The 15,193-nt window shown below is 61.8% G+C and carries 14 protein-coding genes; 11 read left to right on the top strand and 3 right to left on the bottom strand.

The window, feature by feature from the left end; translation table 11 throughout:
• Positions 1–35: 35 nt before the first annotated feature.
• The 3 genes from PPGU16_RS22110 to PPGU16_RS22100 are packed head-to-tail and all read right to left on the bottom strand — an operon-like array spanning position 36 to position 3,251.
• Entirely contained in the window at positions 36–941 is a 906-nt protein-coding gene (locus PPGU16_RS22110) for a carbohydrate ABC transporter permease (RefSeq protein ID WP_180724948.1), read from the bottom strand.
• The gene (locus PPGU16_RS22105) at positions 938–1,873 is read right to left on the bottom strand and encodes a carbohydrate ABC transporter permease (protein ID WP_224028648.1); all 936 of its coding nucleotides are present in this window, start codon (positions 1,871–1,873) and stop codon (positions 938–940) included. Before PPGU16_RS22105 ends, PPGU16_RS22110 begins: the two co-directional genes overlap by 4 nt.
• A gap of 25 nt (positions 1,874–1,898) precedes the next feature.
• Entirely contained in the window at positions 1,899–3,251 is a 1,353-nt protein-coding gene (locus PPGU16_RS22100; protein ID WP_180724946.1) for an ABC transporter substrate-binding protein, read from the bottom strand.
• Positions 3,252–3,576: 325 nt separating this feature from the next.
• Between PPGU16_RS22100 and PPGU16_RS22095 the strand changes: the two genes are divergently transcribed.
• From PPGU16_RS22095 to PPGU16_RS22045, 11 genes are all read left to right on the top strand, one after another.
• Positions 3,577–4,701, top strand: coding sequence for an ABC transporter ATP-binding protein (locus tag PPGU16_RS22095; RefSeq protein WP_180724944.1), 1,125 nt, complete (start codon positions 3,577–3,579; stop codon positions 4,699–4,701).
• A gap of 54 nt (positions 4,702–4,755) precedes the next feature.
• Positions 4,756–5,631, top strand: a complete 876-nt coding sequence (locus PPGU16_RS22090; RefSeq protein WP_180724942.1) for a sugar phosphate isomerase/epimerase family protein — start codon at positions 4,756–4,758, stop codon at positions 5,629–5,631.
• A 134-nt stretch (positions 5,632–5,765) separates the two neighbouring features.
• Entirely contained in the window at positions 5,766–6,461 is a 696-nt protein-coding gene (locus tag PPGU16_RS22085; protein ID WP_224028646.1) for a GntR family transcriptional regulator, read from the top strand.
• A gap of 28 nt (positions 6,462–6,489) precedes the next feature.
• Positions 6,490–7,758 carry an S-methyl-5-thioribose kinase gene (gene mtnK, locus PPGU16_RS22080; RefSeq protein ID WP_180724940.1) on the top strand — a complete coding sequence of 423 codons (1,269 nt, stop codon included), beginning with the start codon at positions 6,490–6,492 and terminating at the stop codon, positions 7,756–7,758.
• Positions 7,759–7,801: 43 nt separating this feature from the next.
• Complete coding sequence (gene mtnA / locus PPGU16_RS22075; protein ID WP_180724938.1) at positions 7,802–8,890, top strand: S-methyl-5-thioribose-1-phosphate isomerase; 1,089 nt, start codon at positions 7,802–7,804, stop codon at positions 8,888–8,890.
• Positions 8,887–9,567 carry a class II aldolase/adducin family protein gene (locus tag PPGU16_RS22070; protein ID WP_180724936.1) on the top strand — a complete coding sequence of 227 codons (681 nt, stop codon included), beginning with the start codon at positions 8,887–8,889 and terminating at the stop codon, positions 9,565–9,567. Before mtnA ends, PPGU16_RS22070 begins: the two co-directional genes overlap by 4 nt.
• A 93-nt stretch (positions 9,568–9,660) precedes the next feature.
• On the top strand, positions 9,661–10,767 hold the full coding sequence (locus PPGU16_RS22065; protein WP_180724934.1) for a sugar ABC transporter substrate-binding protein: 1,107 nt from the start codon (positions 9,661–9,663) through the stop codon (positions 10,765–10,767).
• 69 nt (positions 10,768–10,836) lie between these two features.
• On the top strand, positions 10,837–12,399 hold the full coding sequence (locus tag PPGU16_RS22060; protein ID WP_180724932.1) for a sugar ABC transporter ATP-binding protein: 1,563 nt from the start codon (positions 10,837–10,839) through the stop codon (positions 12,397–12,399).
• Positions 12,396–13,397, top strand: coding sequence for an ABC transporter permease (locus PPGU16_RS22055; protein WP_180724929.1), 1,002 nt, complete (start codon positions 12,396–12,398; stop codon positions 13,395–13,397). The genes PPGU16_RS22060 and PPGU16_RS22055 overlap by 4 nt, the downstream gene beginning before the upstream one ends.
• 19 nt (positions 13,398–13,416) lie before the next feature.
• Complete coding sequence (locus tag PPGU16_RS22050; RefSeq protein ID WP_180724927.1) at positions 13,417–14,427, top strand: dihydroxyacetone kinase subunit DhaK; 1,011 nt, start codon at positions 13,417–13,419, stop codon at positions 14,425–14,427.
• A 13-nt stretch (positions 14,428–14,440) separates the two neighbouring features.
• Positions 14,441–15,064: a DAK2 domain-containing protein gene (locus PPGU16_RS22045; RefSeq protein ID WP_180724925.1), complete on the top strand. Its 624-nt coding sequence runs from the start codon at positions 14,441–14,443 to the stop codon at positions 15,062–15,064.
• Positions 15,065–15,193: the final 129 nt, after the last annotated feature.

Below are 15,193 nucleotides of genomic sequence, written 5' to 3'. Positions count from 1 at the left end.
TCGAGTGAAAAGCAACACGCGGTTATACCAGAGCGTCACTTCACTGCGCCCATCGTCAGCCCTTGCACGAGTCGGCCCGAAACCAGCAACGCGAACACGACCATCGGCAGGACGATCAGCGTACCCGTCGCCATGATTTCGCCCCACGGCAACTCATAGCCGCTCATGTAGCTGGTGGCTGCGACGGGCGACGTGATCGCGTCGGTGCGCGTCAGCACCAGTGCGTAGAGCAGGTCGTTCCAGGAAAAGATGAAAGCGAAGATCGCCGACACGACGATACCCGGCATCGCCAGCGGCAGATTGATGCGCCAGAAAATCCGCCACGGCGAAGCGCCGTCGAGCCGCGCAGCTTCGTCGAGTTCGACGGGGATATTGCGAAACTGGTCCGTGCAGATCCAGATCACGATAGGCAGCGAAAACGTGATGTACAGCAGGATCAGCACGATGTGCGTATCGACGATATCGAGCTTGGTCGCGATCAGGAAGAAGGGCACGGCGAGGACGACAGGACTGACCATACGGTTCGAGATGAACCAGAACCACAGGTCTTCCTTGCCGCGGAATTCATAGCGCGCGAGCGCATACGCGGCGGGCGTGCCGAGCAGGATCGACAGCACCGTCGTGCTGCTGGCGATGATCAGCGAGTTGATCAGGCTGCCGCCCACTTCATGCGTGAACAGCGCTTCCACGTAATGCGCGAAGGTCGGCTTGAAGAGCCACACGGGCGGATAGGCGAGCGCCTCCGCCTGGCTCTTCAGGCTCGTCGTCACCATCCAGTAGAACGGAAACACGGACGACAGGAATACGACCAGCAGCCCCAGAAAATGCCAGCCGGTCGCCGTGCGCCGCGCCGCGCGAGCGCGGCGTGCGCGCGCCGTCAAGCCGGAGTTGCCGGGCAGCGCGGCGTCGCCGCTCGCGCGTTGCGTCGAAGGTGCGTTCACGCGGCCTCCCGATAAACGAAACGGATATAGAGCCGCGACAGCACGATGGTCAGGATCAGCAGCAGGATCGCCTGCGCGGACGCCATGCCTTGATCGAACAGGCGGAAACCGACGCGCTGGATATACACGCTGATGAACTCCGTCGCGGTGCCTGGGCCGCCGCGCGTCATGGTGAAGACGGCATCGAACATCTTCAGCATGTCGGCGGAACGCAGGATCAGGATTGCCGTGAGACCGGGCAGCAGATAGGGCCGTTGCAGATGCCACAGGATCTTGCTCCACCTGGGCGTTTCGAGGCGCGCGGCTTCTTCGGCTTCTTTGGGCACCATCGTCAGGCCGGCCAGCAGAATCAGCGCGCAGAACGGCGTCCATTGCCAGATGTCCATGATCATCACCGAGACGAACGCAAGCGTCGGATCGGCGAGCCAGTCCTGCGGTGGCATGCCGACCAGACCGCCGATATAGTTCGCGACGCCGAACTGCCGGTTGAAGATGAGCCGCCCGATCAGACCGACGACGGCATACGTCGTCGCCATCGGAATGACCAGGCTGACACGCGCGATGGCGCGCATCCACGGCAGCGTCGTGCGATGGAGCATCAGCGCGGCGAACAGGCCGAGCGCAACTTCAATCGGCAATGTCACGCACAGGAACAGCGCCGTGCGGCCGAGCGCGCCCCAGAACGACGGGTCGCTCAGCGTCGCGATGTAGTTGTCGAACCAGATGAACGGCGTGCCCGAGGCCAGATCCGCGAGCTTGTACTGGTGAAACGAGTTGTACAACGCGAGCAGCAGCGGATAGATGCCGATTGCCGCCAGCGTGAAGATCGCAGGAATCAGAAACCAGAACGCGGCCGAACCCGGCAAGCGGACCCGCGAGCGGGGTCTTGCCGGTGTCATGCCGTTACCGGGTCGAGCAGTGCTGTTCAACATCGATGCTCCCTTCGGTGCGTTGCCGTTACTTCAGCAAAGGCTTCTTGCCGCTGTAATAGCCCGCCTTGTTCAATATCTCTTCTGTCTTCGAGCCGATGGTTTGCGCACCGTCTTTCACCGACACCTGGCCCAGCATGATCTTGGTGCCCCATTCGCCGATCACTTCCGACACAGCCGGCCATTCCGGGAAGCGCGGACGATAGTCAGGCACGCCGCCTTGCCACGACTCGACCATCGGCTTCACGAACGGATACTTGTCCTGCACCGCCTTGTCCTGGTACACGGCTGTGCGCGCGGGGACGCCGCCCGCTTCCAGATAGGGCTTGGCCATTTCTTCGGACGTGATCCACTGGATGAAGAGCCAAGCGGCCGCCTGCTTCTTCGCATTCGACTTCGCGTTGACGGCCAGCGAGAAACCGCCGAGCGCGGGCTTCAGACCGGCGGGACCCTTCGGTTCCGTGGTGATCGCAAGGCAGTTGCCGATCTTCGATTTGGCGGGATCGGTGAGTGTCGGATAGAACGCGGACCATTCGGTGATCATCGCGACCTGGCCTTGCGCGAGCGCGTTGACGGCTTCGGCGTGATCGAAATCCACGATGCCGGGCGGCATGTACTTCATCAGCTTCTGCCGGTATTCGAGGCCCGCCTGCGATTGCGGCGACATCAGGTTCGACTTGAATTTGGCGTCGAGCAGCGAGCCGCCGTTCGGCCACAGCACGCGCATGAAACTGTCCGCGGACTGCGTTTCGCCGCGCCGCGATTGCAGCGCGAACGCGAACTGGTTCTTGCTGGCCTGCGTCAGCTTTGGCGCATAGGTGTTGAGCAGTTCATCCCAGGTCTTCGGCGGCTCGTTGAAGCCGGCGTCCTTCAACATGCATTTGTTGTAGAACATCAGGCCCGAGTAGTTATCGAACGGCAAGCCGTACGTCACCTTGTCCCATGAGCCGAACGAGTCGAGCAGAATCGGGAAGAAGCCGGGCAGGTTCAGCTTCGGATCGGCGAGCTTCGGGTTGTCGGTGAAGGTCTTGATGGGCACGAGCCACTTGTTGCTTGCAAATTCACCGATCCACACGACGTCGACGAGCACCACGTCCTGATCGCCGCCGCCGACGAAGTTGAGCACTTCCTTCTCGCGCGTGTTCTCGTACGGGATCACTTCCCACTTCACGTTGATGCCCGTTTCCTTTTCGAACTGCGGAATGAGTTTCTGCGCGGCCTTGTAGCCGGGGCGATCGAGAAAGATCGCCTTGATGGTGGTGCCCGAGTACGGCTGCGCGGCCTCTTTCAGTGTCCATGCACCCGCGTTGGCAGCGCTGAGCAGCGATACCGTGGCAAGCGACAAGGCTATGGCAGCAGGCTGCAGAAAGCGCTTCTTCATCGTTCGTCTCCTTGATTGTTCTTGAACCATCGGCAAATGCCGCGGCGTTCATCGTCATTGCGGCGACGCGTATCAACGCGTCGCAAAACGTACGGCGTGCCCTCGTCGTTTCACTTGTAATTTGCGTTTTACAAATGTATATTTTGACGCGCACCTGTTGTCAAGAAGAAAATCGTCAAGTGCTGCATGGTGCGCCGCGGCATGTGCGATTCGAGTTCGCCGCAGATTCGCCGCGCGACGTTGTGCACCCGTCACGACGCAGCCACTGCTTTGCATGAGACCAGCGCAAGACGCCGTACGACCTTGCATGGGACAGGAGACACGCATGAGCGCCGTACATTTGCAGCAGATTCGCAAAGCGTTTGCAGGCACCGACGTGCTGAAGGGCGTCGATATCGATGTGAAGGAACACGAATTTCTCGTGTTCGTCGGTCCATCCGGATGTGGCAAGTCGACGTTGTTGCGCAGCATCGCGGGGCTCGAGCGGATCGATTCGGGCCGCGTCGTGATCGAAGGCGAAGACGTGACGGAACTCGAACCATCTGAGCGCGGTGTGGCGATGGTGTTTCAGTCGTACGCGCTGTATCCGCATATGTCCGTGTACGAGAACATCGCGTTCGGGCTGCGCATGATCAAGCTGCCTGAGGCGCAGATCAAGGAGCGCGTGCATCGTGCAGCGGACATCCTGCAGATCGGGCAACTGCTGGAGCGCCGGCCGCGCGCATTGTCGGGCGGCCAGCGTCAACGGGTGGCGATCGGACGGTCGATCGTGCGCGAGCCCAAGGTGTTTCTGTTCGACGAACCGCTGTCGAACCTCGACGCCGCCTTGCGCGTGCAGATGCGCCTCGAACTGATCAAACTGCACAAGCAGCTCAACGCCACGATGATCTACGTCACGCACGACCAGACGGAAGCGATGACGATGGCCGACCGGATCGTCGTGCTCAATCACGGCGAAGTCGAGCAGATCGGCTCGCCGCTCGAGCTGTACCGCACGCCGCGCAATCGTTTCGTGGCGGGCTTCATCGGTTCGCCGAAGATGAATTTTCTCGATGTCCGCGTGCAGAAGCGGGACGAGACGGGCGTCACGATCGAACTGCCCGGCGGCGCGCCGCTCGATGTGCCGTGCAATGGCGACGCCGTCGAGCCGGGTCAGAAGCTCGTGCTCGGTGTGCGACCCGAGCATCTGAACGAGTCGGCGAATAGCGACTGCGATAGCGCGCTGGCGGGCGAGGTGATGGTCATCGAACATCTCGGCAGCGAGACACTTCTGCACGTGCGTCTTGCCGATGAACGGGTCATCCAGGTGAAGGGCTCGGGAGAATCCTCGGCGGTGGAAGGGCAGTCGATCAAGGCGGGATTCTCGAAGCGTCACGTGCACCTGTTCCGTCAGGACGGCATGGCGCTCGAACGCAAGCAGCCCGTTGCCGATGCGATGCGCGTGAACTGAACGCGAACTCGGGTAGTTGACTGATCTGGTCTTCTCGACGGGAGGCGCAGCGCAATGAACAAACTAGGCGTCCACGCGTTGGTATGGGCGGGAGATCTGTCGCGGGAGTCGACGCGTAAGGTCATCACCCAGACGAAAGCGGCGGGTTTCGACCTGATCGAACTCTCCTTGCACGGTCCTAAGGTCATGGACCTTTCGCTGACGCGTGACTTGCTGCAGGAGCACAACCTTGATATTGGCTGCTCGCGCGGCCTGACTTTCGACGCCGACATTTCCAGCGAAGACCCCGCAGTGGTTGCGCGCGGCATGGTATTGCTGGAGGAGGGCGTCAGGATTACCGCGGAACTCGGCGGGGCTTACTTTGGCGGTATTTTGTACAGTGCGATGGGCAAATACCAGGCGCCCATTACCGCAAAGGGGCGTCGAAACGCAGTGGAATCGCTAAAGCGGATTGCAGAGCTTGCGTTGAAGAAGAAGGTGACGCTCGGTCTGGAAGTGGTCAATCGCTACGAAAGCAATCTGCTCAATACGGCGTCGCAAGCGCTTGGCATGCTGGACGAGATCGGGGCGCCAAACGTGGTGGTGCATCTGGATACCTACCACATGAACATCGAAGAGTGCGACTTCATGCAGCCGGTGCTGCAGTGCGGCGCGCGTCTCGGCTATGTCCATATCGGCGAGAGCAACCGTGGATACCTTGGCTCCGGCACGATCGATTTCGCACAGTTCTTCCATGCACTGGCGATGATCGACTACAAAGGCGTGATCACCTTCGAGAGCTTTTCATCTGCCGTCGTCAACGAACAGTTGTCCAATGCGCTGGCCATCTGGCGAAATTTGTGGGACGACAGCATGGACCTTGCGACACACGCTCGCGGGTTCATCGCTGGCGGACTCAATGCTGCTGCAAAAGCGAAGCAGCACAGGTAACCGGTTCTATCGGTCCCAACCAAGGGCCACCCTCTCCGCGCGGGTAAACACCGATAAAAACATCAGACGTCTGATCTATATTTCATCTACTTTCAATACTGGGTTCGCGCATGCGCCTGAGTGTCGAACGTTCGATGAGTGACAAGATCCAGGAGTCGTTGACGTCGATGATCCGGGAGCGCGCGCTCAAGCCAGGTGATCAGATCCCCACGGAAATAGAGCTATGTGAGCTGCTGGGCGTAGGACGTTCCAGTCTGCGCGAGGCGGTTGCGCAGATGATTTCACATGGCTTGCTGTCTCGCGTGCAGGGACGCGGTACCTTCATCAGACAAATTTCACTGAAGCTCGAAGGCGGGCTCGATGATCTGATGTCTGTGACGGACATGATCCGGAGTGTCGGTGCGGTTCCAACCACGTGCCGGCTGCGGATCGATCAGATCAAGGCGTCGGAGAACCTCGCCGCGAAACTGCGGTTAGGCGTCGGCGCCGATTGTGTACGCATCGAACGGGTGCGATGCGCTGACGATGCAATCGCCGCGTATTGCATCGACACGGTGCCGAAGCATGTATTCGATGCGGCAAATGGCGAACTCGGCGAGTCGCTATTCGCGATGTTCGCGCGCACGGGTCGCCGGCTGTCACATACACACACATCGATCCAGCCGACCATTCTGACGCCGCGCGATCTGCCGGAACTCGGCGACGGATTCGGTCTGTTTCTGTTGCTCGACGAAGTCGATTTCGATCAAAGCGGCGAGCCGATCTGTTACAGCAACGACTACTACAACACGAGCATCTTCAAGTTCGATCTGGTTCGCAAGAAACGCTGATACCGGATCGATCGCGGAGGAGACGTTGATGGAATTCGAAGCATTGAGTTCTTCGGAGCTGGCCGCTTATCTGCGAGGCGTGCCATCCGTGTATGCGTTGCTCAATCAACCGGGCGAACTCGACATCGCGGAAGTGGGTGACGGCAATCTCAACTACGTCTACTTCGTCAGCAACGCGCGGACGCCGGAAAAAAGTGTCGTCGTCAAACAGGCCCCGCCGTTTCTGCGGCTCGTGGGCAAGACGTGGCCGTTGACGCGGCACCGGATGATCCGGGAAGTGGCGGCGCTGCGCCGCTTCGGCGAACTGTGTCCGCAACACGTGCCGCGCGTGTATCACGCCGATACCGAGTTGTATCTGATGGTGATGCAGCGGCTGTCGTCGCACGCGATCCTGCGGCAGAAGCTGATGGAGGGTCATGTCTATCCGAAGCTCATCGACCATCTGTCGACCTATCTTGCGCATACGCTGTTCTACGGCTCCGATCTCTTTCTTGCACCCGAAGTCAAAAAGCAGGCGGTGGGCGCGGCAATCAACACCGAGCTCTGCAAGATCACCGAAGACCTCGTGTTCACCTTCCCGTTCGAAGATCACCCATCCAACGTCTACAGCAACGCGTTCCCGAAACAGATGATCGAGCGCATCCGGCGAACGCCCGCGCTGCGCGTGGCTGTGGCCGAGATGAAATGGTCGTTCATGAACGATACGGAGACCCTGGTGCATGGTGACCTGCATACGGGGTCGATCATGGTGAACGAGGACGAAACCTACGTCATCGATCCCGAGTTCGCGTTCTACGGACCCATGGGATTCGATGTCGGCGCGGTGCTGGCGAATCTGTTGCTCGCCTATTTCTCGCGCGACTGGCATGACCGTCGCACAGGACAACGGTCCGACGACTATCGCGAGTGGCTGCTCGGTCAGATCACGGGCATCTGGACGGAGTTCGCGAATAAATTCACGCTGCTGTGGCGCGAGCATGAGAGCCGCCGGAAAAGTCACTTTATCGGCGGCGATCCGGGCGGACACTGCGCGGAAGCCTATCGCGCGCGTTTCATGCAGCGCTTGCTGGCGAATTCGCTGGGCTTTGCGGGATGCAAGATGATTCGCCGGATAGTCGGCATGGCGAAGGTCGCGGACATCACCAGCATTTCAGACGATGCGATTCGCGCGTCCGTCGAAGTGAAATGCGTGCAGTGTGCCGAGCGTCTGCTGATCGAGCGTCATGCGTTTGGATCGATCGAGGAGGTCGTGGAACTGGCGCGCGATGTGCAGGACCGCGAGCATCGGTTGCACTGAACGGGACGCAGTCGGGCACACATCAAATTGCCGTGGAGTGACTATGGTTTTGCCAATCTTCGAAAGTCTGCCGGCGACGCTCACGTGGGAAGACGACAGTCTGCGAATCATCGATCAGACACGCTTGCCGCGCGAAACCGTGATCGAAGCGCTAACGACGGCTTTCGAAGTGTGGCGGGCCATTCACGAACTTCGGATACGCGGCGCACCCGCAATCGGCGTCGCGGCCGCCTATGGGTTGTGTGTGTCGATGCAGGCTTCGCGTGACCTGCCGCTCGATGGCTTCCGCGCCGCCTTGATCGAGCAGGCCGCGTATCTCGACAGCGCGCGGCCAACGGCGGTGAATCTCAACTGGAGCCTCAAGCGCATGTTGCGCGCCGCCGATCGTTCGGGCGCGAGCGATTCCGCATCGCTGTATCGCGCGCTGGTCGAAGAGGCGATGCAGATTCATCGCGAAGACCAGTTGTTGTGCGAACAGATCGGCTTGCACGGCATGCCGCTCATTACCGCGGGCTGTGGTGTCCTGACGCATTGCAACGCCGGCGCACTGGCGACGACCGGACTCGGCACCGCGACCGCACCGATCTATATGGCGCATCAGGAAGGCATCGCGTTTCGCGTGTATGCGGATGAAACGCGACCACTGCTGCAAGGCGCGCGGTTGACGGCGTATGAATTGCGTCAGGCCAATGTCGACGTCACGTTGATCACCGATGGCACAGCGGCGTCGCTGATGGCGCGGCGCAAGGTGGATGTCGTGATCGTCGGCGCGGACCGCGTGGCGGCGAATGGCGACTTTGCGAACAAGATCGGCACGCTGAGTCTCGCCATTGCATCGCGTCATTTCGGCGTACCGTTTTATGTTGCGTGCCCGTCGTCCACACTCGATCTGCAGACACCCGATGGCAGCACGATCGTCATCGAAGAGCGGCACGGCGACGAAGTGACCCATCTCGGTGGCCAGCAGATCGCGCCTGCTGGTATCAAGGTGTTGAATCCCGCATTCGACGTCACGCCGCACGATCTCGTGACGGGTTACATCACGGAACGAGGCATCATCGCCAAACCGTTCGAAGCCAACCTCGCCGCCTTGTTTCAGGCCGAAGCGCCCGCTGCGAGTACGGCATCGTGAGCGTGAGCAACCAGCCAGCGACGGAAGACGCATTGCGTGCCGACATCGTGAACACGATGCAGGAGATGGTGCGGTTGGGCATCAATCAGGGCACGTCGGGCAACGTGAGCACGCGCTGGCGCGACGGCTTTCTGATTACGCCGAGCGGCGTGCCGGCGGCGCAACTGGATACGGACACGATCGTCTGGTTGCCGCTCGATATCGAAGCGACTGCGCCCGTGTTCGACGAAAAGCGGCCGTCGACGGAATGGCGCTTTCATCGCGACATTCTCCACGCACGGCCCGAAATCGGCGCGGTGGTCCACACCCATTCGAACGCGGCCACGGCGATGTCGATTCACGGCCGCGATATTCCCGCGCATCACTACATGGTCGCCGCTGCGGGCGGCAATTCGATTCGTTGCGCGCCTTATGCGACCTTCGGCAGTCAGGCGCTATCGGATCACGCGCTGGCTGCGCTGCAAGACCGCACAGCATGTTTGCTTGCGCATCATGGCGTGATCGCGCTTGGACCCGATCTCGCGCGGGCCTTGTGGCTCGCGAATGAAGTCGAAGTACTGGCACAGCAGTATCTGCTCGCGGCGACGCTCGGCGCGCCGCCCGTGCTGTCGGACGAGCAGATGGCCGAGGTGGTGGACAGGTTTAGTCAATATGGCGTGCGACGCAAACGCCCGTAGTGTGCAGTGTGTCGAGTCTGACCCGTCGGTGCGCATCCGCGTACATCGACTCCCGGTATCTGATAACTGACTATTTGAATAACGGAGACGCTCATGGCCTGGAATTCAGCACGGTTTAACGGATGGAGTTCACTCGCCGCGCCGGCGGGTGCTGGACTGTTGTGCGTCGCCGCTGCGTTGAGCGGCTGCTCGAAGAGCGAGTCGCCGTCGACGGGAACCGCGGCGAGCGATGCCAGCGCAAGCGGCGCCGCAGTCGCGAGCGCTGCGCCGGCGTCGGCTCCCGCAGGCAAGACCAAGATCGGCTTCTCCATTGCGACGTTGAACAATGCGTTCTTCGTTGGCTTGAAGCTCGGCGTCGAGAAGGGCTCGAAAGCCGAGTCGTTCGAACTGGTACAGACCAATGCGAACGGCGATGCGCAGCAACAGGTCAACGACGCCAACAATCTGCTGAGCCAAGGCATCACCGCGCTCGTTCTGAACCCGATCGATTCGAAGGCGATCATCCCCGTGGTGCAGAAAGCGAATCAGATGAACATCCCCGTCTTTACGCTCGATCGCGGATCGGACGGCGGCAAGGTCACGTCGTTCGTCGCGTCGGATAACGTTGCGCTCGGCGCAACAGGCGCGAAATGGATTGCCGATCAGTTGACCAAACGCTACGGCTCGGCGAAAGGCAATGTCGTCGACCTGATCGGCCTGGTCGGCACGACAGCCGCCACCGATCGTGAAAAGGGCTTTAGCGACGAGATCGCCAAGTACCCGGACATCAAGGTCGTAGCGCGTCAGGAAGGAGCTTTCGATCAGGAGAAGTCGCTGAACGCGATGACCAACATCCTGCAGAAATTCCCGCAGATCGACGCGGTGTTCGGAGCCAACGACGACAACACGGTGGGCGCGGAAAAAGCCATCGACAACGCGGGCCGCTACAAGCCGCTCGACGACAAGGCACACATTCTCGTGATCGGCGCGGATGGCACGGCGCAGGCCTTGTCGGCGATCCGCGCAGGCAAGCAGGACGCGACGATCTCGCAGAACCCGATCGAAATGGCGGCGAAGTCGCTCAACTTCATCGCCGACAACGCGGCGGGCAAGTCCGTGCCCGCCACCTACGCATGGCCGACGTTCCTGATCGACAAGTCGAATATCGATTCGGACGAAACGAAAAAATACGGTCTGTGGTCGCTGCAGGTGAGCCAGTAACGTATCGATGTCACTTCGACGGGCACCGTGTGCGAGGCGCGGACCCGTCATCGAATGCGGAATCAGCACATGAGCGCCGGGACGAGTTCGCAGTCGCAAGACAACGTGCAATCACACCCGCAAGCGGGTGCCGACAGCCATGTGCCGCCGTTGCTGCGCATGGCGGGCATCGTCAAGAGCTTTCCGGGTGTGAAGGCGCTGCGCGGCGTCAGTCTGACGCTGGAGGCGGGCCGGGTGCTGGCCATCGTCGGCGAAAACGGCGCGGGGAAGTCGTCGCTGATCAAGACATTGTCGGGCGCTTACGAACCGGACGAAGGCACGATCGAGATCAACGGCGTGCCGCTTGGCCGCGGTACGCACGCGGCAATCGATGCGGGCGTCGCGGTGATTTATCAGGAGCTGTCGCTCGTCAACGACATGACGGTGGCGGAAAACCTGTTTCTTGGTCGCATGCCGGCACGAAACGGCTTCGTCCAGCGGCGCGAGGCCGATCAGAATGCGCGACAGGCGCTCGCGCAAGTGGGCCTCGACGGCGTGTCGCCCTCCATGCGGCTCGGCGATCTGCCGCTCAACAAGCGGCAACTGATCGAAGTCGCAAAAGCCGTTGCACGCGACGCACGCATTCTGGTGATGGACGAACCGACGGCCGCTTTGCAGCGCGACGACATCTCGCATCTGTATGCGGTCGTGAAACGGTTGCGCGCAGCGGGCATGGGCATCATTTTCATTTCGCACCATCTGGAAGAAGTGTTCGAGCTGGCCGATTCGGCCGTCGTGATGCGCGATGGCGCGACGGTCAGCGAGCGCCCGATGTCGGCGTGGACCGAACAGGATCTGGTGCAGGCGATGGTCGCGCGAAATCTCGATTCCTTCTACCCGTGGGAGCCGCGCGATTACGGACCGGTCGTGCTCGAAGTGCGCGATCTTGCGAGTCCGCCCATCGTGCGGCACGCGAGCTTCAAGGTGCGCGCGGGCGAGATCGTAGGGATTGCGGGTATTGCGGGCGCGGGCCGCACGGAGTTGCTGAAGGCGATCTTCGGTGCACAGAAGGTGACCGAAGGCGACATCTTCATTCGCGGCAACAAGACCGTGGTCCGCTCGCCCGCCGATGGCGTGCGCCAGGGTCTCGTCTACACCGCCGAAGATCGCAAGCTCGAAGGACTCGTGCTCGAAGCGAGTATCGAAGAAAACATCGTGCTGTCGAGCCTCAAGGCAATCGCGACGGGCGGCTTCGTGCGTAGTGCGCGAAAGCGTGCGCTCGCGCAGAAGGCGAGTGCGCGCTTCGGCGTGCGGGCGTCGAGCGTCGTGCAGATCACGGGCAATCTGTCGGGCGGCAATCAGCAGAAGGTCATTCTCGGGCGCGCGACGGCCACGCAGCCCGCCGTGATCATGCTCGACGAACCGACGCGCGGCATCGATGTCGGCGCGAAGACGGAAATCTACGCGCATATGGTGGCGATGGCACGCGCGGGCGCAGCCGTGGTGATGGTCAGTTCGGAGTTGCCGGAACTGCTCGGCATGTCCGACCGGGTGCTGGTGATGTATCGCGGCAGGATCGTTGCGGAACTGCCCCGCGACGAAGCCGATTCGGAGACGGTGATTCAATGGGCGACAACAGGAGCACGAGCATGACTTCGACGGCAGCGAAACAGACTGACCCGGAAGCGCTTTCGAGTCGCGTGATCCGGCAATTGCGCAGCGGTGTCGGTCCCTTGCTGGCCGCGCTGATCGTCATCTGCGTCGTGCTGTCGATCGCGTCGCCGGAGTTTCTCACCACGAGCACGCTGACCAACATCCTCGTGCAGACGTCGGTGGTCGGGATCGCGGCGGTGGGCGGCACATTCGTGATCATCACGTCGGGCATCGATCTGTCGGTCGGCTCGCTGGTCGCGTTGAGCGGGATGGTTGCCGCGACCTTCATGGCGGGCTCGACACCCGACGCCGTCGGAGTCGGCATTGCCGGTCTCGCGATAGCGCTCGCGGTCGGCGCGCTCGTCGGTGCGCTGAACGGCTTGTCGGTGACATGGCTGCGACTTGTGCCGTTCATCGTGACACTCGCGATGATGGCGATGGGCCGTGGCCTCACGCTCGCCATTTCCGATGGCCGCACCAAGTTCGATTTTCCGAACGCGTTCACGCTGTTCGGCGCGAAGACGTTCGCCGGCTTGCCCGCGCCAATGATCGTGATGCTGATCGTGTTCGTGATCGGCCACGTGCTGCTGCGCAAGACGACGTTCGGACATCAGGTGTTCGCGGTCGGCGGCAATCAGGAAGCGGCGCGGCTGGCGGGTATTCCTGTGCGTCGCGTGATCTTTCTGACCTATACGCTCGCGGGCGTGACGGCGGCGATTGCGGGGATCGTGCTCGCGGGACGGCTCAATTCGGCGTTGCCTTCGGCCGCCAACGGGCTCGAATTGCAGGTGATCGCGGGCGTCGTGATCGGCGGGACATCGCTGGCGGGCGGGCGCGGCTCGATCATCGGCACGTTTATCGGCGTGGTGCTGATCGGCGTCATCAACGTCGGTCTGTCGCTGCTCGGCGTCAATCCATTCTGGACCCAGTTCATTCAGGGCGGCGTCATCTTCGCCGCCGTCATGCTCGACGCGCTCAGCCAACGGCGCAAGAACTGATCATCACAAGGAGAATCACGTGAAAAAGATCATCAACCAGCCAGATGATTTCGTCGACGAAGTGATTGATGCGCTGTTGATCGCGCACCCAGGCTGGATCAAGGCCGCGACAGCCGACCGTCGCGCGCTCGTGCGTGCCGATGCGCCGAAAGCAGGGCATGTCGGCATCGTCACGGGTGGCGGCTCGGGGCACATGCCGGGATTTCTCGGCTATGTCGGCGAAGGGCTGTGCAGCGGCGTCGCGGTAGGCAACGTGTTCTCGTCGCCGTCGGCAGAACAGATTTTCGAGGCCACGAAAGCCGTGAACGGCGGAGCGGGCGTGCTGTACGTGTACGGCAACTACGGCGGCGACGTCTTCAACTTCGATCTCGCCGCCGATCTCGCGGAACCCGAAGGCATCGACATCAAAACGGTACTGCTGACCGACGATGTCGCGTCGGCGCCAGCGGAGCGCGCGAGCGAGCGGCGCGGCGTGGCCGGCATGGCGTTCGTTTTCAAGTGCACGGGCGCCGCGGCGGAGCGCGGCGATTCGCTCGACGAAGTCGCGCGCATCTGCGCGAAGGCGAACGATCATTGCCGCACCATGGGTGTCGGGCTGTCGCCGACCATTCTGCCCGCTGCGGGCAAACCCACGTTCACGCTGCCCGATGGCGAGATGGAGATCGGCATCGGAATTCATGGCGAACCCGGCACGCATCGTGGCAAGCTGGAATCCGCCGATGCGATTGCGGATCGTCTGATGGGTCAGATTCTTGGCGATCTGCAGGCACCGAAGGGGGCGCGGCTCGCCGTGCTGATCAACGGACTCGGCGCGACGCCGCTCGAAGAACTGTATCTGCTGTTCAGGCGCGCGGCGAAAGTGATTGGGGATCACGGCTTGTCGATTGCACGCTCGTATGTCGGCGAATACGTGACGAGCCTCGAAATGGCGGGGGCGTCGATCACCGTGATGCTGCTCGACGACGAACTCGAAACGCTGCTCGCCGCGCCCGCGCGTTCGCCGCTATACCGCGACTGGCTGCTGGTCTGATGGAGCGCACATCATGAGCCTGTCATCCAATGAAGTCCGTGCGCTGCTGATACGCACGCTGGATGCGCTGCCCGCGCACACCGACGAATTGCGCGACCTCGATGCGGCGCTCGGCGACGGCGATCTCGGCATCACGGTGAAGGCGGGATCGGCAGCTGTCGTGAAAGCGCTCGCCGCTTTACCCGATGACCCAGCGATGAGCGACATGTTGCGTGCCGCCGGTCAGGCCTTTTCGGCGGCCAATCCGTCGACGTTCGCGGCGTTGACGGGCGGCGGCCTGTTGGCGGCGGCGAAGACGATGGTGGATAAACATGAAGTCGGCAAGGACGACGTGCTCACGATTGGGCGCGCGATAGCGGCGCGCATCGTCGAACGCGGCAAGAGCAAGGTCGGCGACAAGACCGTGCTCGATGCGCTGGTGCCGAGCCTCGATGTGCTCGAGGCGTCGACCGGGAGCGCGCGTGAGATTCTCGCTGAGATGATTGCGACCGCGCGGCGGCAGGTGGAAACGACGGCCGCGCTGCAATCGCAGAAGGGGCGTGCGGCGTGGGTGCAAGAGCGCAGCATCGGTCACGCCGATCCGGGGGCAACGGCGTATGTGCGGTTTCTGGAAGCGCTGATGGCAGCGCTTGGTTGAGAAACGACGAATCACAGGATCGGGCAGGCCGGCGGGCGTCTGACCCGAGGTAACTGACTCTCCAGCGCAGCACCGGCGAAGTCCTGCGTGCTGGCATCAGACCGCCGCCACATCGCGCGTGCGTCTACC

It is taken from the genome of Paraburkholderia largidicola, assembly GCF_013426895.1.
Lineage (GTDB): Bacteria > Pseudomonadota > Gammaproteobacteria > Burkholderiales > Burkholderiaceae > Paraburkholderia > Paraburkholderia largidicola.
The sequence above is the reverse complement of the archived record's forward strand: the minus strand, read 5'-3'. Positions and strand labels throughout refer to the sequence as shown.

Bases quoted from the DNA above. Each gene is read 5' to 3' on its own strand.
- PPGU16_RS22105 (WP_224028648.1), bottom strand. From the start codon at position 1,873: ATGTTGAACAGCACTGCTCGACCCGGTAACGGCATGACACCGGCAAGA.
- PPGU16_RS22100 (WP_180724946.1), bottom strand. From the start codon at position 3,251: ATGAAGAAGCGCTTTCTGCAGCCTGCTGCCATAGCCTTGTCGCTTGCC.
- PPGU16_RS22095 (WP_180724944.1), top strand. From the start codon at position 3,577: ATGAGCGCCGTACATTTGCAGCAGATTCGCAAAGCGTTTGCAGGCACC.
- PPGU16_RS22090 (WP_180724942.1), top strand. From the start codon at position 4,756: ATGAACAAACTAGGCGTCCACGCGTTGGTATGGGCGGGAGATCTGTCG.
- PPGU16_RS22085 (WP_224028646.1), top strand. From the start codon at position 5,766: ATGAGTGACAAGATCCAGGAGTCGTTGACGTCGATGATCCGGGAGCGC.
- mtnK (WP_180724940.1), top strand. From the start codon at position 6,490: ATGGAATTCGAAGCATTGAGTTCTTCGGAGCTGGCCGCTTATCTGCGA.
- mtnA (WP_180724938.1), top strand. From the start codon at position 7,802: ATGGTTTTGCCAATCTTCGAAAGTCTGCCGGCGACGCTCACGTGGGAA.
- PPGU16_RS22065 (WP_180724934.1), top strand. From the start codon at position 9,661: ATGGCCTGGAATTCAGCACGGTTTAACGGATGGAGTTCACTCGCCGCG.
- PPGU16_RS22060 (WP_180724932.1), top strand. From the start codon at position 10,837: ATGAGCGCCGGGACGAGTTCGCAGTCGCAAGACAACGTGCAATCACAC.
- PPGU16_RS22055 (WP_180724929.1), top strand. From the start codon at position 12,396: ATGACTTCGACGGCAGCGAAACAGACTGACCCGGAAGCGCTTTCGAGT.
- PPGU16_RS22045 (WP_180724925.1), top strand. From the start codon at position 14,441: ATGAGCCTGTCATCCAATGAAGTCCGTGCGCTGCTGATACGCACGCTG.